This window comes from Lysinibacillus sp. G4S2 (assembly GCF_030348505.1).
In the GTDB taxonomy this organism is placed as follows: domain Bacteria; phylum Bacillota; class Bacilli; order Bacillales_A; family Planococcaceae; genus Lysinibacillus.
Map to the genome: position 1 here is coordinate 377194 of NZ_JAUCFJ010000002.1, position 18279 is coordinate 395472.

At 35.1% G+C, this 18279-nt stretch carries 19 protein-coding genes, 1 other RNA gene and 3 pseudogenes; 17 read left to right on the forward strand and 6 right to left on the reverse strand.

Annotation, left to right across the window (positions count from 1 at the left end; all coding sequences use genetic code 11):
• Positions 1–31: 31 nt before the first annotated feature.
• The 3 genes from QUF91_RS02195 to QUF91_RS02205 are packed head-to-tail and all read left to right on the forward strand — an operon-like array spanning position 32 to position 973.
• Positions 32–511, forward strand: a complete 480-nt coding sequence (locus tag QUF91_RS02195; protein ID WP_289416693.1) for a DUF2975 domain-containing protein — start codon at positions 32–34, stop codon at positions 509–511.
• Positions 512–519: 8 nt separating this feature from the next.
• Positions 520–729, forward strand: a complete 210-nt coding sequence (locus QUF91_RS02200; RefSeq protein WP_289416694.1) for a helix-turn-helix domain-containing protein — start codon at positions 520–522, stop codon at positions 727–729.
• 25 nt (positions 730–754) lie between these two features.
• Entirely contained in the window at positions 755–973 is a 219-nt protein-coding gene (locus QUF91_RS02205) for a DUF3955 domain-containing protein (RefSeq protein WP_285399735.1), read from the forward strand.
• Between the two features lie 297 nt (positions 974–1270).
• On the opposite strand, the gene QUF91_RS02210 is transcribed toward QUF91_RS02205, so the two are convergent.
• Positions 1271–1825, reverse strand: a complete 555-nt coding sequence (locus QUF91_RS02210; RefSeq protein ID WP_289416695.1) for a delta-aminolevulinic acid dehydratase — start codon at positions 1823–1825, stop codon at positions 1271–1273.
• Between the two features lie 462 nt (positions 1826–2287).
• On the opposite strand from QUF91_RS02210, the gene QUF91_RS02215 reads away from it, so the two are divergent.
• The 8 genes from QUF91_RS02215 (at position 2288) to QUF91_RS02245 (ending at position 5791) form a co-directional block, all read left to right on the forward strand.
• Positions 2288–2422: a hypothetical protein gene (locus QUF91_RS02215; RefSeq protein WP_289416696.1), complete on the forward strand. Its 135-nt coding sequence runs from the start codon at positions 2288–2290 to the stop codon at positions 2420–2422.
• A 528-nt stretch (positions 2423–2950) separates the two neighbouring features.
• Entirely contained in the window at positions 2951–3256 is a 306-nt protein-coding gene (locus QUF91_RS02220) for a helix-turn-helix domain-containing protein (RefSeq protein WP_285399730.1), read from the forward strand.
• 146 nt (positions 3257–3402) lie between these two features.
• A complete protein-coding gene (locus tag QUF91_RS02225) occupies positions 3403–4083 on the forward strand; it encodes an IS4 family transposase (RefSeq protein ID WP_289416697.1) in 681 nt (226 codons plus the stop codon).
• Positions 4080–4550 (forward strand): transposase, encoded by a 471-nt coding sequence (locus tag QUF91_RS02230; RefSeq protein ID WP_289416698.1) that lies wholly within the window; start codon positions 4080–4082, stop codon positions 4548–4550. Before QUF91_RS02225 ends, QUF91_RS02230 begins: the two co-directional genes overlap by 4 nt.
• 25 nt (positions 4551–4575) lie before the next feature.
• Positions 4576–4860 (forward strand): hypothetical protein, encoded by a 285-nt coding sequence (locus QUF91_RS02235; RefSeq protein WP_289416699.1) that lies wholly within the window; start codon positions 4576–4578, stop codon positions 4858–4860.
• Positions 4818–5009, forward strand: a complete 192-nt coding sequence (locus QUF91_RS28035) for a hypothetical protein (protein ID WP_353957863.1) — start codon at positions 4818–4820, stop codon at positions 5007–5009. The genes QUF91_RS02235 and QUF91_RS28035 overlap by 43 nt, the downstream gene beginning before the upstream one ends.
• A gap of 10 nt (positions 5010–5019) precedes the next feature.
• Positions 5020–5304: a hypothetical protein gene (locus tag QUF91_RS02240; protein WP_289416700.1), complete on the forward strand. Its 285-nt coding sequence runs from the start codon at positions 5020–5022 to the stop codon at positions 5302–5304.
• A 202-nt stretch (positions 5305–5506) separates the two neighbouring features.
• The gene (locus tag QUF91_RS02245; protein WP_289416701.1) at positions 5507–5791 is read left to right on the forward strand and encodes a hypothetical protein; all 285 of its coding nucleotides are present in this window, start codon (positions 5507–5509) and stop codon (positions 5789–5791) included.
• Positions 5792–6684: 893 nt separating this feature from the next.
• On the opposite strand, the gene ssrS is transcribed toward QUF91_RS02245, so the two are convergent.
• Positions 6685–6876, reverse strand: a non-coding RNA gene (gene ssrS / locus QUF91_RS02250) — 6S RNA.
• Positions 6877–7119: 243 nt separating this feature from the next.
• Between ssrS and QUF91_RS02255 the strand changes: the two are divergent.
• A pseudogene (locus tag QUF91_RS02255) lies at positions 7120–7459 on the forward strand (zinc ribbon domain-containing protein YjdM).
• A gap of 37 nt (positions 7460–7496) precedes the next feature.
• Here QUF91_RS02255 and QUF91_RS02260 read toward each other — a convergent pair.
• A complete protein-coding gene (locus QUF91_RS02260) occupies positions 7497–8051 on the reverse strand; it encodes a zf-HC2 domain-containing protein (protein ID WP_289416702.1) in 555 nt (184 codons plus the stop codon).
• Positions 8052–8223: 172 nt separating this feature from the next.
• A pseudogene (locus QUF91_RS02265) lies at positions 8224–8696 on the reverse strand (YfbR-like 5'-deoxynucleotidase).
• 356 nt (positions 8697–9052) lie between these two features.
• On the opposite strand from QUF91_RS02265, the pseudogene QUF91_RS28250 reads away from it, so the two are divergent.
• Both QUF91_RS28250 and QUF91_RS02275 read left to right on the forward strand, forming a co-directional pair.
• Positions 9053–9460, forward strand: a pseudogene (locus tag QUF91_RS28250) (hypothetical protein).
• Positions 9461–9631: 171 nt separating this feature from the next.
• A complete protein-coding gene (locus QUF91_RS02275) occupies positions 9632–10180 on the forward strand; it encodes a hypothetical protein (protein ID WP_289416704.1) in 549 nt (182 codons plus the stop codon).
• A gap of 89 nt (positions 10181–10269) precedes the next feature.
• On the opposite strand, the gene QUF91_RS02280 is transcribed toward QUF91_RS02275, so the two are convergent.
• Positions 10270–13314 carry an ATP-binding protein gene (locus QUF91_RS02280; protein ID WP_289416705.1) on the reverse strand — a complete coding sequence of 1015 codons (3045 nt, stop codon included), beginning with the start codon at positions 13312–13314 and terminating at the stop codon, positions 10270–10272.
• 131 nt (positions 13315–13445) lie between these two features.
• The gene (locus QUF91_RS02285; protein WP_289420016.1) at positions 13446–14564 is read right to left on the reverse strand and encodes a response regulator; all 1119 of its coding nucleotides are present in this window, start codon (positions 14562–14564) and stop codon (positions 13446–13448) included.
• Between the two features lie 527 nt (positions 14565–15091).
• On the opposite strand from QUF91_RS02285, the gene QUF91_RS02290 reads away from it, so the two are divergent.
• The 3 genes from QUF91_RS02290 to QUF91_RS02300 all read left to right on the forward strand — a co-directional run bounded on the left by QUF91_RS02290 (position 15092) and on the right by QUF91_RS02300 (position 18162).
• Positions 15092–15901 (forward strand): LysM peptidoglycan-binding and 3D domain-containing protein, encoded by an 810-nt coding sequence (locus QUF91_RS02290; RefSeq protein WP_289416706.1) that lies wholly within the window; start codon positions 15092–15094, stop codon positions 15899–15901.
• A gap of 224 nt (positions 15902–16125) precedes the next feature.
• Positions 16126–16677: a superoxide dismutase family protein gene (locus tag QUF91_RS02295; protein WP_289416707.1), complete on the forward strand. Its 552-nt coding sequence runs from the start codon at positions 16126–16128 to the stop codon at positions 16675–16677.
• Positions 16678–17169: 492 nt separating this feature from the next.
• Complete coding sequence (locus QUF91_RS02300; protein WP_289416708.1) at positions 17170–18162, forward strand: TAXI family TRAP transporter solute-binding subunit; 993 nt, start codon at positions 17170–17172, stop codon at positions 18160–18162.
• Positions 18163–18279: the final 117 nt, after the last annotated feature.

The following is an 18279-nucleotide window of genomic DNA, read 5'->3' on the forward strand; positions in this document are numbered from 1 at the left end:
TAACATTAGAAAGTTGAGAAGGCGGTGAGGTATGAAACAGAAGGAATTAGCAAAGTGGTTAAAAATAATTATCGTATTTTGTTGGTTATTTGGTTTGTTGTTCTGTATCTATGTTGGACCAGAAACAGGGAAGAATATATTGCTAGATTTTGATTCCTTAAAAGAGTTATATAAACCTTTTGTTGCTTTTATATGGATAACCGGCATCCCTTACTTTCTTGCTTTATGTATAGGTTGGAGTATCTGTTCAGATATTAATGTAGGTAACGATTTTACATTAAAAAATGCAAATAGGTTAAAGCGTATAAGTGTTTTAGCAATGACAGAAGGAGTTTTATATGTTATCGCACTGCTTTATGTATTTATTAGTGGGAACTACAATACTAATCTTTTAATGATTCTTTTGCTTATTCTATTTTTTGCAGTAGTTATTTCTGTATTTACTTCTTTGCTTTCTTATTTGATGGGTAAAGCAAGTGAACTTAAAGAGGATAATGAATTAACAGTTTGAGGTGTAACATGGTTATCATAGTTAATCTTGATGTGATGCTAGCGAAAAGGAAAATGAGTGTTACGGTATTATCGGAAAAACTGGGTATCACAATGGCAAACGTCTCGATTCTAAAAAATGGAAAAGTAAAAGCAGTCAAATTTTCAACATTAGAAAAAATATGTGAAGTATTAGACTGTCAACCAGGTGATATTTTGGAATATCAAAAAAATAATTAAACTAACTTTAATGGAGGAAGATATTATGAAAATGAAATATGTAATCGCATCGACACCAATTCTTTTAGGAGTAATCTGTTTTATTGCAAAGGCTATCATTGGAAGTAGTGTAGCTGCTGATGGCACTTTAGAAGAACCTTTCTTCTTAATTCCAATAGGCTTTTTATTATTCTTCTTAGGGATTGTGTCATTAGCTGGTGTAGCATTGATTTCAATGTTTAAGAAAACACAAATTTCAAACTAAAATATTTTAAAAGGCTACTAACCGTTTAAACAAATAACCAGGCGCTCATCGTGAGTACCTGGTTGTTTTTTCGTTCGTTTTATAGGAATACTTTGAGGATTTATCGAAACAAAATCTCATTTTATCGAAACTATTTGAGCTTTTATCGAAAAACAAGCACTTTCTATCAAGAAATCAACTACAAATTGTGGTGAAGAGTTTGTAGCGTAGGGCTACTCGACGCTCCCGTAGCGGAAATCATAGCCTTCTAATTTAATTAGGATGGAAAAAAATCAACACACCTGATAAAAGATATGTTTACGATAAATAAAGCTGATACATTGAAGTTTCTTCATCCAAAGATTTTGCAATGTCAAAAGCTTCTTGCTGAGTTTTGTTATTTTGAATAATTTCATACATAAATCGTATTAAAAACATTAGATTTGCATTGCCATCTATGTAATCATTTGGGGCGATATAAGAATGACAGCCACTTTTTAAAAATGCTGATGCTAATTGTTCAACACCTAATGTACAGCCAGCAGCGATAACTTTTATATCATTTAATTTTGAATAACGCATTACTTCCTCAGGACCAAAAAATTCTCCTCGGGGCTCGTCTCCTTCATAAGCATCTTCTCCTAGCTCATTCATACATAATCTACCTTCATCACCATGGAAATCTAGAATTAAATAATCAATCTTTTCGTCTCGATCTTCTCCTGATAACAAATCTATAAGGTCATTGGGTCTGCCTATCCAATGTACTGTAACTCTTGCTCCAAAGTACTCAAGGGTAGAACGTAAGGCATACGCTTCCATATCAGTATTTGGACCAACTGCTAAACTAACATATAATTCTGGTTTACTCATTCTAAAAACCCCTTTTATTATATTTCTATTTGTAAAAATACTAGCTCATCACCATAACGTGTGGTTGATTTCCGTTCCGGCTGGGCGCTTACTTGGGGGCATCCGATAATCCGGAATACGGGTTATATAACAGTATTTTACAATTGTAAATTATAATTGTTTGGAAATTATTTAACAAATAATCGTCCCCATAAATAAGAAACTTAAGAGACAAAAAATAGATAACCTTACTTAATCCGCTAGTACGTTTAGAGACGTACTTGTAAGTGCCAATAGAAAGGTAATAGGGTGTTTAAGTAATAAATCGAATAAATCATCATATATAAAAGAAACAGCTAATAGAGAATGTCCAGTTCGGTTTTATCCTATATTAACGGACCTAATGAGCGTGAAGTTGTACACAAATAAATAGTAGATCAAATATAGAAAATTGGCTGGAATGGTAGAGAGGGGAAATAAAATATGGAAGAACAAAAACAAATGACTATGTATGATATTTTAGAACAACCAATTAAAAAACCATCCACAGATGTTAATAAGATTGTTGATAAGAAATTAAAAGGCCCTCGTAAAAAGGGGTATATTGTGCGGAGATAGTATTGATATGAGTTAAGTTAGCAGCAATAAAAATAAAGCATACTTACACTTTGGAATGAAATTCATGCAGCTTTAGAGGGAAGTGATACTGATAATAATTAGGGGATTGTATTCACATACTGTTAATACAGAAATAGTTGGATTAATGCGCTACTATCGGTTAAGCTACCGGAGTTATGAAAAGAGATAAATGAAGAGTTGATGAAGTGTACTTGAAAATTAATCAAAGCATATATTTTGTCTAAGTGTGTTTTAATGCTTAACCTTGTTTGATACAGGTTTGTTTAATCTTGCGAACTCAAGCTAACGGAGCGTCATCCATACAGAAAAATATTGATAAACTAATTATTTAAACTTAATTATTTGGAGTGTCTTTATAAATAATTTGAATAACTGGGTTCTGCGATTTTTATAAATTTATTATCTTGTGTTAAATGTGTTTATTTGTTATGTTTAAGGTGGTGAGGGATTTATCTTTTAGGATTAATATTTTATCTATCGTATCGATTTTTAAAGGGAGTGTTGTATATGAATATTAATGCCGTTGTTGTGGAGAAATTAAATCAATGGAAAAATGAGAGCGGGATTACTAATCGTGAATTGGCAGAAATGCTAGGTGTTACAGACGCATTGGTTGGTCAATATTTAAACCGGAAAAAACAATTACCTAATACAAGATTTGAACAAGTAGCCCAAATAATAGGTGTCACTTTAGATGATTTATTAGCAGGAGAAGAACCATACAAAATACATTTACGCGGTAAAATATCTAACTTTTCAGGGCAACTTGGAATAGACAGAGTTATTTCTAAAATTGAGGAACAATACCTCTAATAATGAATAATTTAATTTAATCTAATTTTATATTTTTTCACGCGTGTTGATTATCTAATTTCTTCCAATAAAAATTATACAAAAAGAGAGATTCTCATGTAAAATGTTAGTTACTACACAAACAATTACGAAATGAGGAATCTCTCTTGAACAAGAATAACACGATTTTTACACTCATTCAAACCTTTCTTTCAGAGGAAGAATGGCAATCAATCTTAAGCGAATTCGGTTATGTAGAAACAGCACGAAAATGTACAGTTCCCACGCTCATTTCGTATTTAATTGGTGCTGCCACGAACGAGTGGAAAAGTTTACGCCACGCAGCGGATGTGGGTCCAAGTAACGGTCTTGTTTCGGTGAATCATTCATCGCTTTCTAAACATTTAAAGGCACTTGATTATGGCATCATCAAACGAATTTTTGAAGTGATTGTCGGGAAGCTCAACCGTGCAGCTCGTCGTAAATTGAAATTGCCGAAAAGATTATTAGCCGTTGATTCAACTACCATTACAGTAGGCAAAACAAGATTACCTTGGGCTGTCTATCACGGCGAACGTTCAGGAATCAAATTACATGTTAGTTTTACTAATGAAACTGCGATGCCCTTAAAAGTCGTAGAAACAACCGGTTTAAAACATGATGGTCCCATTGGCGAATTCCTTGAAGATAAAAGGTTTATCCTCGTTTGTGACCGTGCCTACTTTTCTATTGATAAAGTCGATCGCTACCTGAAAGAATATCAACATTTTGTGTTACGTTTAAAAGACAATGTGCAATTAAATCGCAAAAATCGCTCCAAGGTAGTCGTACCAACGATTCCAATGTGACAGCTGATTTTACTTGTACGCTTGGGACGCCACAAAAACAAACGAAAAAACGCCATCGTGTCGTTCAATTCATAGATCATGAAGATAAAGAAATACGTGTCGTGACAAGTTTAATGGATATCACCGCTGAAGAAATTGCCAACATGTATAAGTCACGTTGGGCGATTGAAAATTTTTTCCGTTGGATTAAACAAAACTTGAACGTACCTGTTCTATTCGGAACAACAAAAAATGCTGTATTCAATCAGCTATTCGTAGTCCTTATTGCCTATGTTTGTTTGAAATTTCTTCATACACAAGGGAATAAGAAAAATAATATCAAACCCTTATCATTCGTAGGTTTTACACGGATGTTTCTTTGTGCTGCCCTGCCAATAGAATGGCGAATCAGTGAAAGAAATCCTGGTGTTTCATTGGAACATAAATCATTCAACTACTGTATAATTTTGGTTAATCAACACGTGTGATATTTTTTATCGAAAGGGTGATAAGATGTCAGAAAAAATAAAATTCACTGATCTTCTAATGGAGTTTGGTGAACAATTAGCTGAAATTACAGCTAGGCGTATGTTAGAAAATAATTTCGGTTCATCCACTTTTATCGGAGCCTATATTGAGCAGTTTGTGAGAAATTTAGGTAAATCAGCAATTATCTATGAATATATGAATGATCCATTTTTATTTGGTGGAAAGTTCAATATTATAAAGATGGAAAAGAAGACAGTTATGTTTTTATTAATACATATCAATCGTATAGAGTTCAATACTTTACTTTAGCTCATGAATTATTTCATTTAACTCCTGAGCATGAGAAATTAATTAAAGCGTTTGATGCGAACAATTCTAACAATGATGAAAATCTAAAAAAGTCGTTGAACGTTCAGCGGATCGTTTTGCAGCGACTTTATTATTACCGGAAAACTTAGTTAAAGGTATTTGGGAAAACTCATTGATGAAGTGAAAGACCAAGAAAGAATTATCTATAACCTTGCAGACATGAGTTGTGCACCGTATGAAGCTGTTGTGAGAAGATTAGTTGAGTTAAACTTACATACATCAAGAAAGTTAGACAAATCATTTAAAGACAAAATCAAGAATTATAAAGATAGTGATTGGGAAAAAGAGCGCATTGATTTTATGGCTATCCCTAGTCCTCTTGATATTGCAATAATTGATAATGAAAAGCTGTATAAGCAAAGAATAGAAGACACCTACTCCTAATCCCTCAACTTCTGATGAAGAAGATCCGTTGAAGGAATTTTTATAGAATAGTACTGGTTATAATTGGAAGGTGGAGGGTGAAAATGAAGAAGGGATACGGCTTACGTAATACCAATAAAGTATTAGACGAAAATGTATTTTTAGTACTTACTACTCTAATGATTTTAGTTTTATACGATTATTGGACAAACTAGGTGGTATTATGTTCGTAGATGCTGCTGTTCTTGATGAATTGTTAGTAACCAATAAATTTCGACCGATTTTAACCGATTTATTTCAGCGGGGAATATTGATGTTATGCGATCCAGAAAATAAATATTCAGAAATTTCCGATAAAGTCGAATTGACAGATGAAGAACGAAGTATTTATCGTTTTGAACTAAGAAATATTAGGTCTGAATTCAACAAAATTGAAGCAGCTAAATCTAAAGCAAATCCTAATCGTCGGAAACCTAAAAATGATGGGGAAGCGCATCACTTGCTTTAGCTAGAGTTCTGCATTTACCCATTATCTGTACAGATGATACGAGCGTTCCGCATGTAATTAAACAGTTAGAATTGCAAATTGTAACTAATTCTGATAGTGAAGAAAATCTGAGTTTATTCGAACATATGGATTATATGATTTATGTGAAGAGTTAATTATAGGTGGGGTAGTCACAAAGACAGCGTTGAAAAAATCTATAAAAATGCAATAAAAGGCGACCGGAATGAAGAACATAAGTTGGGTAAATTCAACTCAATTCCAGAACCAGTAAACATAACGGACAAATGAAATACATATTAGAGGCTAGGACAAACCTCATTTTTCTGCAGCGAAATTGAGTAGAGCGCAACGCAGCGACAGAAATCTTTAATGAGCTGCAGTTTTGAGATTTGTCGAGAACTTTTGATTGTTTATCCAACTTTATCGATTTATCAACCAACTTTTTAATTTATCGACCAACTTTTGAAAAATATCGACATCTATCTTCATGCAACGCTTCGACCGCACTAATGATTTACGTCGCTTATGACAAAAACATATTTTTTACGCAAAATTTAAAAACTTAACATCAAAAAACGCGAGAAATCAACGTTTCTAAATTGAATTATCGTGCTTTTTAAGGTTTTGACCAGTTTTGTCCCACCCACTTTAAATTTTTCTTTAAATAATTGAACTGAGATTTTATTCAGAGGAAATAATTGGTGGAGTGCCCAATGAGAAGTAAACACCAGAATTACTTTGTTTTATGTTTTGAAACAATCTTTAAAAAACATCCTCTCTCATGCGATTTTAAAACACACGATATGCACACGACACGAAAATCACATAAAAAATCACCCTCCAATAATGAAGGGTGATTTGTTCAAAAGCCGTGTGGCTGTAAGATTAAAATTAAAAAAGCCGCGTATGCCGTAGTTATTATAGAAAGTTTTAAACCACCACTCCTCAAAGTGGGTGTTCGCAGAAGCTTTCCTGCTTATCCTCATGCACCTTGGTGTGAGGCCCGTCATTCCAACTCCAATAATAAAACTCCTTTTACAGCTTAAAGGTTAAAACTTAATATTGTACGAACAATGCAGCCTTTAAGGATATAATAAATGATGATAAACAAACTTGCAAGTAAGATGGTTTGCGTAAAAAGTCAATGGGCGAGAGTTCCAAATCATTTAAGACTGGAATGAAAATCCCCAAAATACTTGAAGCTGCTCATATATTATTCACAAATGAGAACGAAAAATACGAACAACCTTTGCTAAATAGGACGAATTATGTAAAGATAGGAGCATAAATAGGATTTACCTAGTAAAAAGTTAAGGGAGGAAGCTGAATTGGCAGCATATCCAAATTGTCCGAAATGTAATTCTGAATACACTTATGAGGATGGAACGAATTTTGTATGTCCAGAATGTGCGCATGAGTGGAGCGCAGATGCTACAGAGCAGGAGTCAGATACACTAATTGTAAAGCGATGCACATGGCAATCTACTTGCAGACGGTGATTCCGTAACAGTTATTAAGGACTTAAAGGTTAAAGGCAGTTCTTCAACATTAAAAATTGGGACAAAGGTGAAAAGCATTCGTCTCGTTGAAGGAGATCACAATATTGACTGTAAAATCGATGGCTTTGGTGCAATGAAATTAAAGTCAGAGTTCGTTAAAAAAGCATAATAATTATAAAAAGAGTCGAGGAAATGAAGAGCCCTAACTAAGGAAACGATGTTGGGATACTATTCAAAACCGACTCTTTTTTATTTTTCAGCCTACGCAACATAATAGCAAAAGCAGCGCCGATTAGTGCAAATATAGTATGTAAAATAGCGATGTAGCTAGCTCCAATCAACAGTGTCCCAATTTCCGTAAAGGAATAGTTAGTGACGTAGAGTGGATTATTAGTATTATGGATGATGGCCCATACGAAAACAGGTACAAAGCTAATAGCAAAAACAATCCAAATGTTTTTGTAAAAGAAGTAAGTAAGACAGCCAAAAATTGCGTATGATACAACAAAGCTTTTATGATTGCCTAGTAAGGATGAGTTAATGGCAAACATAAAGGACAGTACGATAAAAACAAGATGGAAAAATGTTACCGTTCTTTTCATCGGTAAATGATGCTCGCGTGATTGCTCTGAAGTAGCGAGCTGATGACAATGCTCACAATTAGCTAAATGTTGTTCGATATATTCTACAGTATGTGCTTGGAGCGTTTGATTTTTATACAAAGGTAATAAATCTTCTACAATTGAACAATCCTGTGCCAAAGGCTTCCTCCAATCGATCTCTTACCATTATACGACTTTTTTGAGAAAATAAAAAAGCCTTCCGTGAGTTAATTCGTCGGAAAACTTGTACATGCACCATATTAATTTGATGTTAATACTTCATTTGTCAAAGCTTGAATATCAATATGTGTTTTTTCCTTCACAGCATCCTTCAAAATCTCAGTACGGAAATAGTGAACCGAAGCTTCGAGGGGGATCTACTAAAAGTTTGGTAAGAGCTGTTTGATACATATAGACAAATTCCTTTGTCGGTGTTTCCGCGTTTTAATTCAGCAAAGGCTTCATAAAATTGGTCAAGCTTATCAGCAAATTCAAGTAGACGACCTTCTAATGTGCTGTCCTTGCCTTCTTTCATTCGCTCAAAGAAGATAGCTTGAAATTCTTGTGGAATCTCATTGATAATGAATTTTCCATCATTTTTTCTTCAACATGTGCAAGCATTTGTTTAAGCTCAGGGCTCGCATGCTTTACCGGAGTTTTAATATCGCCAATAAACACTTCTGCAAAGTCGTGATTGATGGTTTTTTCATATAACGATTTCCAATTTACCGTAGCTCCATTCATTTCCTCAAGTGTAGCGAAGAACATGGCGTACTGTGATACCTTCCAAGAGTGAGCAGCCACATTATGCTCTTCAAATTTGAAGCGTCCAGGGCAAACGAATAATACGCTCTAGGTCATTAAGGCTTGTAAAAATTGATGAATTCCTATAAAAATCACTCCTTTCGTTCTATATGCATGTTACTATAATCCATACCTCTTTGTGCAGATTTCAAACAATTTAACAATGATTCAATTTGCGTTTACAAATGATTCACAATTGCCGATAAAGCACGCATATGTTGGGTGCTATAATGAGGGGGACTGACATCCGCTGGAGGCTTTAACTACTTTCAGCAAATGTCTTTTGTACCGAAAGCGTAGCGACAGGTGCAGGTGTTTAAACACCCACTGAAAAAGTTAAAAGGGAGTATGCACCAATGATTTCAATTTATACACTTCTTCTTTATATACATATTTTAAGTGCTATTCTTTCGATTGGGCCTTTGTTTGTAGTTTTACCAATTGTTAAGAAAATGCGTACAGCATCCCGCGTTGAGATGTCACCGTATATTGAGGCTTTTAAAGGAGCAATTACAATCGTCAAGCATTCGGGACATGTTCTTGTTGCATCGGGTATTTTATTAATGTGGCATGCAGGCTATCATTGAGTACCTCGTGATTGTTCTTACATTTCTTGTGTTGCTTGCCTCCATTGTTTTTTGGCAAGAGCGTTCAAACCGACTTTACGAACATTTAATACACCTGCCTATGACCAACAAAAATTTGCTTCATTACTACATCGAAAAGCATGGATGTACATTTTCTTATTGCTCATTATGTTATAGCTAATGGTAGCAAAGCCTGTACTTTGGTAAAGGATGAAAAATTCGCACCCTGAGAGGAGTGCGAATTTGTCATAGTGTTGAAAAATTCAAGGAGATCTTTGTGACTGTTGTGGCGGCTGGGCGACTCCTTGAGATCAAGCGTCACTAGATGAGACCTTGGAGCGCAAGCGGATGTTTTCAGTGCGAAAGCGGAGTGTTAACGTAGCGGCAGCAACAATTGTTTATCTGTGCGAAAGCGAAGCGACAGCAACAAATGTTTTATCTGTGCGAAAGCGAAGCGACAGCAACAATTGTTTTATCTGTGCGAAAGCGAAGCGACAGCAACAATTGTTTTATCTGTGCGAAAGCGAAGCGACAGCAACAATTGTTTTATCTGTGCGAAAGCGAAGCGACAGCAACAATTGTTTTATCTGTGCGAAAGCGAAGCGACAGCAACAATTGTTTTATCTGTGCGAAAGCGAAGCGACAGCAACAACAAAGCGGTTCATCGGACGTCCCCGGGAAGCTTTGCTCTGTCCGAAAGCGAAGCGACAGCAACAATTGTTTATCTGTGCGAAAGCAAAGCGTCAGCTACAAATGTTTTCTGTAGCGAAAGCGAAGCGACAGCAACAAATGTTTTATCTGCGCGAAAGCGAAGCGTCAGCTACAAAGCCCCCAGTCGAAACGGAAATTAACCCACGTAATGTGATTATTCTTCTTTATGCTTTTAATGCACCCTGATTTTTAAAAATCCATAAAATTCTTCGGTAACTTGAAATTAAAGAGCCATCACAAACTCATTTGAGAAGGTGATGGCTCTTTAATTTCGTTCAGTTAATTTTTGGAATGTGGAAGGTGATAGTTGTTCCTTCATTTAGTGTGCTATTAATTTGCAATCTCTGTCCATAAATCCTTTTAAGACGTAGATCTGTATTGCGTATACCTACGCCAGAGTTTGTTGAATAACTACCTGATTGTAGCTCATCTAATTTGCTTGGATCTATCCCAACGCCATCATCTATAACACTTATTGCTACATAATCTGGAAAATCCTTTATACGGATACAAACTGTTCCGCCTTCTTCCTGTTTTAAGACACCATGCTGAATCGAATTTTCTACAATAGTTTGTAAGGAGATAGGGGGAATTTCAATGTTTACAATGTCATCAATATCCCATTCGATGTTTAACAATTCCCCAAAGCGTTGCTGTTCAATATAGAGATATGATCGCACTAGCTCTAGTTCATCCTTAAGTGGTACTACTCGTTGTAGATTTCGCACATCAAAGCTTGCGTGTAGATATTCACCGAAATGATGCATTAAGTTAATCATTCGATCGGTATCAATCGTACTAAGTGATGCGATTGTATTTAATGTATTAAATAAAAAATGTGGCTGTATTTGAGCTTGAAGCCATGCTGTTTCCAAATATAGTTGTTGATTGATGCTATATTTCAAATCAATTAACGCTCTGCTTCTTACTTTTAGCTCTATAGAATTAATGGGCTTTGTAACATAATCATTTGCTCCACGAACCAAACCAGTATAAACATCCTCAGGATAATTACGTGCTGTTAGCAATAAGATAGGTAATTCAAGTAATGAGTAATGCTCTCGAATAATTTCAATTAATGCATAGCCAGAAATATAAGGTAGCATCGCATCGATAATGACTAAATCCCACTCATCTTGCTGTAATACTTCTAATACCTTTTCGCTGCTAGTAATAGTAGTAACAGCATATTCTGTTGTAGCGAATAAACTACGCATAATTGTTAAGTTTACAGAATCATCATCGACCATTAAAATTTTAAATTGTTTTTCCACTATGTTTGATAACGTATTTTCTTCAACAGGGGAAAATATGTCCTCTTGCTCAATGTAGGATTGCTCCTTACTTAGACTTTCCTCTGCTAATGGTAAGGTGAAATAGATATCCGATCCTTTGTTAGGAATGGAATGTATTTGTAAAGTTCCTCCGTGCAATTCAATGAGCTTCTTTGAAATTAATAACCCGATACCGATCTCATCGTAGTTGTCATTTCCTTGTTCGGAAGGGGAAAATAGACGACTTCGAATGTCATCGGCCATACCTAATCCGGTGTCACGAATATGGATTACAGCCAGATCATTTTCCGTATGTGCACTGATTTCTATAGCACAAGCACCTGTATATTTAATGGCAGTGTATAAAAAATTAAAAAGAATTTGGATCAATCGATTTTCATCGGCCATTACATTAGGAAATGTTCTAGAAATGGTAGATTTCATTTGAATTTGTTTTCCACTTGTTATAAAGCGTAACATGTCAAAAACACCATAAACTACACCTTGAATGCTTACGTTTTTTTTATTGAGATGTAAATACCCTTCCTTTAAACGAGTGAAATCAAGTATGTCATTTAATGTAAAGGACATGCTTCGCCCAATATCAATTAAAAGCTTTAGATTTTGTTTATCATCAACTGCGAGCTTATTGTTTGGATTATCATAAATGGTCTGTCCTAATGTAATCATTTTATTCATGGGATCCCATAGCTTTTGTGAACTATTGGATAAAAATTCATCCTTTAATGCATTGTCTTTTTGTAATGTAGCATTCAATTGATTAATTTGTTCTTTATTTTCAACAAAATGTTTAAACCAATAACTCGAAAAACCGAGCATGACAAATAAATAATCGAATGGATAAATTGGTATATCAAAAACATAAATGGATTTGACAAACCCCCATATAATTCCATTTGTTGAACCTAGAGCCGTCAGTGCAATAAAAGCAGAGCTCTTTTTTTGATTTTCAAGATACTCTCTTAAAGCAAGTGCTACTACAAATAAAAATGAAATGCCATAAAGTATAAAGAAAAGGAAATTTATCGTGTATAACCAATCAATTGGTAAAATGACCGTTAAGAATACGCCGAGGACATAGAAAGCAAGAATCCACTGAAAGCATTTAGCATTACGATATTTGACTAGTAAAACACGCATAAATTGAACAAAGAAAAAAGAAGCTCCGAGATAAATGATGGTAGATAATTTAAAAGACCATACATAATCAAGATGTAACCAAGCAAGTATGGAGCGATCGTATGAAATTATTTCATCTGCTAAAGGCAATAGAAAACCTACTGTGAAAAGTAATACAATTGGCTTTCGATAAATAAATAGGAACACAAGAATACTAAAAAGTGCGAACATTACAAGCATTACTGAAATGGTAGTAAGAGATATATCGGTAATTAATTCGTGATGTGCCATAGCTGATGCAGAGCTAAATAGTACTCTTTTAGTAATGATAGGACTTGCGGGTGTATCAAAGTTTGATACATGTAAAATTAAGTCGATTTCAGGTTGCTCATTCGTAAAATAAACAGTATAAGGAGCGGCTTGCCCTTTATGACTAGTTGAATCAGTAGCGACTTTTCCTGACTGACCAACCAGCTCCCCATTAATATATAATGTTGAAGCAGTAGACACTGCAGGAATCCGAATGGCATAAAGATTATCTTTAGGTGCATTATGATTGAGTAAAATTTTTAAATGGTATGTACCATATCGTTGTGTTGTTGCCTCAGAATTTCGCATGGGAATCTTTTGGATTGTCTGCTCGGATAATCGGGGATATTTGTTATTGTCCATGTTTAAGGGATCTATTAATAACCCGGGATAGTAGAGCCATTCACCATTTAAGTGAAGAATTTCTTTATCGGATAGCTGCTGATTACGAATATCAAATATACCTTCCTGAGCAATCGGTTGATTACTCGTAGGTAGAAAAAGTGCTAACCATAGTAAACGGAATGTAGTAAGAACTATAAAAATTATTAAAATGAAAAGTGAATGTCGTATTGTCGCTTTTTTTAACAGTGACATATGGACCTCCTGAATTTTAGAAAGTTACCATGCATGAAGAAAGAAAAAAGATAAAAAGGCATCGAGAGTGAACTGTCTCGATGCCTTTTGTGGAAGGCTTGAGTATGCTTTTCATTTGAATTTATTGTCATTTATACTTCCAATGATATCGCATTAAAAAGCTCAGTTGTTTCGTGCTCTGGTAAAATACCGAGATCAGCTACCAAGGTACTTTTAAAGGTATTGTAAACCTTTATTGCACTTGCTCGATTATCCACATCGATATAGTGTTTTATTAGCTGTTGGATGTTTCTATCGGAATATGGATTATGCTCGAGCGTTAAAAGTAATATATGCTCTCGTTTTTTTACATCATGTATTGCTGTATAATGCTCTACTAAATCATGAAGTAAAAGAGAAAATTGGTTGTTCATGAAATTTGCTTTGCTAGTAACCCAAGGATAATCTAACGTGGCCATATATTGACCCTGATAGTTTTGTATTAGTGCCTCAGCTTTCTCTATATCAAGCTTTCCGGTCTCCATTTTATTATTTAAAATATGCTCTAAAATATGGGCATCACATTGAAAATTCTCTAGTTGTAAAATATAGCAGCCATTTGCATACTGTATGACTTCTAAATAGCCTAATGTAGAAAGCGTAGTGCGCAGATAGGAGACTGTTGTATGTAACTGCACTCTTGCCTTTTTATAGTCCGTCTCTGCCCATAAAGCATCGATAACTGTATCACGAGGAACATGGCTATTAAGATTGGAAAAAAGAAAGGCAAATAATTCTTTTGTTTTAACCGTTCTCCAATGGATGGTTTTGTCATCGTGTAAGACAACGAATCCTCCGAAACATTGTATCGTTAGTGATTTATTTTTTATTAGTGTAGGAGTCGATTTTTCTTCTAGGTGGAGGAGTTCTTGGATTCTATTAATAGTTGTCTCTAGACGAGCTTTTGAAATAGGCTTTAATAAATAGTCAAGGGAGTTAATTTCAAATGCTTGGACAGCGTAGTCTCGATACGCAGTGACAAATACGATATGGATATTTTTGTTCCATTCTTTTAATACCCGCGCAATTTCTAAACCATTCATGCCGGGCATTTCAATATCTAAAAATGCTACTTGAAAATCCAAGCTTGGACCCTCTGCAAGCAAATCTTTTACATTTGTAAAGGATTTAATGACCTCTATTGAATTAAATTCCTTTAACTTTTTCTCCATGTTTACAAGAGCTAATGGCTCATCGTCCATTACTATCACTCTAATCAAAAAGGGCACCAACTTTCAAATATTATGAAGTGAAGAACTTAAAGTGAGATTGGTTAAATTGAAATATCAATAACTGACCCTTTATACGGATGTGTGGTCACTTGCTGCTATAACAGATCTTCTAAAAAGTCGACGGTAGCTGCTGTATTTAAATTGAGTGCACTTTACATAACACTCATTTATACAGTTTTTTGTAGCTCCATAAGCTGAGAAGACATTATTGTATTATTTTCCACCCTACATTCCCCTTTAACATATTATCGGTTAAAATTATTGATTTTCCAACGTATAAAAGTTGCATATAAAATATCAGTAGTTTTTCCGTAAAAATCTCTTACTTACTAAAAATATGATTGATATTGTATATTTTTCCGTTTTTATAGAAATAATTCGTAATATCAGGTCCATTGTCCTGAGTGATTAATTGCATTCTCTAGCATTGCTTGCATAAAAGAGCCCAACTCTAGTGTGCTAGCAGCAGATTGCAAAATTATAAAAAATGGAGGTATTACAAAATTATGAAGAAACAAGCATTAGCATTAGCTGTAACATTGACTTTAGGTATTAGTTTATTTGCAAGCCCGTCTTCCGCTGAGGACAAACTTAATGTTTTGCCAGACGACGTATTATGGGGAATCTCGAAGATTTACGATTTATCTGCAGGAGAATTTGAGCTATTAAATGAAATAGAACCGAAATGGTTTAATTTTGAAAAAAAATCAAATGAAGATGACACGAAAAATGAAAAAGCATCGAAAGACCAACATCACATTGTGCATGGGGATACATTATTTTCAATTGCCCGTGAAAATAAAGTGTCGGTGGATGAGCTGAAAGAATGGAATAACCTCTCATCTGATGTAATTTATGTAGGCGAATTGTTAGCTATTAAAGCATCGGCAGCACTGCCTAAAACTTCTGTAAGCAAAACTAAAAAGATAGCAACAACGTCAAATACAAAGCCAGCAACAACAACAAATACAAAACCAGCAACAAAATCAAATACCAAACAAGCAAGTGCTCCAGCGAATGCGTCAGGCAAAACGCTAACAATGCGGGCGACTGCCTATACAGCGTATTGTGAAGGGTGTTCGGGGATTACAGCGAATGGAACAGATATAAGATCTAATCCAAACTTAAAGGTAATTGCTGTAGATCCACGTGTTATTCCTCTTGGTACTAGGGTTTGGGTTGAAGGTTATGGCGAGGCAATCGCAGCAGATACTGGCGGAGCAATAAAAGGCAATAAAATTGATGTATTTATTCCTACTGAAGGACAAGCTCGTCAGTGGGGTGTTAAAACCGTAACTGTTAAAATTTTGAATTAATGTATGTAAAGGGATGCCTCGTTGAATTGGGCTCATCACCACACGTTATGATGATGAGCCTAAATTGGAGATATCCTTTTTATTTTGTTTCAATCGAAATGCCAATCTCTATAGCTCACAAGGTTGCAAAATTTACTGCTTTGCCAATGATTCACAAAATTCTAATCAAAATTGCATAAGTAGGAGGATTGTTGGCAAACATCAGAAATAGAGGAGGGATTTTTATGAAAAAAATGAGCTTACTAATTATTTTCTTATTAGTATTTGTCGGTGGTTGTAATTTCTTTGAGAAGAAGGAGCAAAAAGTAGCGGTTAACGCAAATTCAGCACCAACTGCAACTGCGAAAGTCATCGGTAAAAATAATGAAAGCTATGGAAATGCATATTTTCAGGAAGAGGATAATGGGGTAAGGGTGACACTCGCGCTATCTGGATTGCCTACCGGAACGCATGGCATTCATATTCATTCAGTTGGGAAGTGCGAGCCACCAAAGTTTGAATCAGCAGGCCCACATTTTAATCCGACACATAAAGAGCATGGGAAGGATAACCCGAAGGGCTATCATATGGGGGATCTTCCAAATCTAGAAGTTGGCGAAGATGGTAATGTAGATATGAACTTCTTAGCTGAAGGGTTAACATTAGATAAAAATGCTGCAAACTCATTGTTGGGTGGAGAAGGTACTTCATTAGTCATTCATGAGTCAGAGGACGATTATAAAACAGACCCTGCTGGTAATTCTGGTGAAAGAATTGCTTGTGGCGTAATTCAATAAAGAAAATGAATCGACTGTATCTGAAGTAAATCACTTTAGATACAGTATTTTTTGTTTAGTTAATAAAAATCGGCTCAGCGGACGCCCCTAGGAAGCTTTGCTCTGTGCGAAAGCGAAGCGTCAGCAACAAAATGTTTTATCTGTGCGAAAGCGAAGCGTCAGCAACAAAGCGCCAGCGCCCAGCCTGAACGGAAATCAATCACACGTTTGGTAAAGAGACATAAAAGAAAGTGAAAGATCATTTATTATAATTCGACATGCACTTTTTATACATTTGCTAACTGAATTTGTTTTGCTAGAAAAAGAATTTAATAGTCTGAAATAGATAAATTAAGATTGAAGGAGTAATTGTTGAAATTCAGAAATGATTGTCGTTTAAGGTAAATAGCATAATTATAAATGACTGAATTTACAATAAATAGATTGACATTATTATACTATATTTGATAATTTTAAGTAGATTATTATTTTTAACCAAGGGGGAAGGTTACTTTGAAGAAAAAACAATTTAGGCTATTAATGCTATTAAGTGCCTTTGCGCTATTGATTTTAGCTGCATGTGGGTCGGGTAGTGGAACAGGTTCTAAGGACGCGAGTAAGGGGGATTCGACATCATCTGATAAGCCCAAATTTTTAAACTTATTAACAGGTGGAACACAAGGTACTTACTATGCACTAGGTGGAACGTTTGCTGATTTAATTTCAAAAGAAACAGGCATTAAGACAACTGCTGAAGTTTCTCAAGCGTCTGCTGCTAACATGACTGCATTACAAGAAGGTAAAGGTGAAATTGCTTTTGTACAATCAGATATTGCTTATTACGCTACTGAAGGAACAAAGATGTTTGATGGTAAAAAAATCGATACGATTGCTGCTTTAGGTGCACTTTATCCAGAAACAGTACAATTAGTAACGACTGAAGCATCAGGCATTAAATCATACGCTGATTTAAAAGGGAAAAAGGTTTCTGTAGGTGCTCCGGGTTCTGGAACTTACGCAAATGCTGAACAATTACTTGAAATTCACGGTTTGAAAATAGATGATATCAAAGCCCAAAACCTTGATTTCGGTGAGTCTACTGACGGTCTGCAATCAGGTCAAATTGATGCAGCGTTTATTACTGCAGGTACGCCAACAGGTGCTGTTGAGGCTTTAAATGCAACAACTAAAGTAAATATCATCGGTATGGACGCTGGTAAAGCGGATGAGTTAATTGCTAAATACCCTTACTATGCAAAAGATACGGTAAAAAAAGGAACGTATGGTATCGCGAAAGATACTGAGACAGTTTCAGTACTTGCAATGCTAGCGGTGAAAAAAGATCTTCCAGAAGATGTTGTTTATTCAATGACGAAAGCTATTTATGATAACACAGATAAAATTTCACACCCTAAAGGGGAATTTATCAAAGCGGAGACAGGTTTACAGGGCATTAACATTGATGTTCACCCAGGTGCTCAAAAATACTTTGATGAAAAGAAATAACATAATATTCGGACTTCTATTTTAGGTTTTATCAAACTATAGCTTATGGCGAGTAAAAAGTTATTTTCTTAAATACGAAGAGGCTCGGATTGCGTAAAGCTTCGAGTCTCTTTTCGT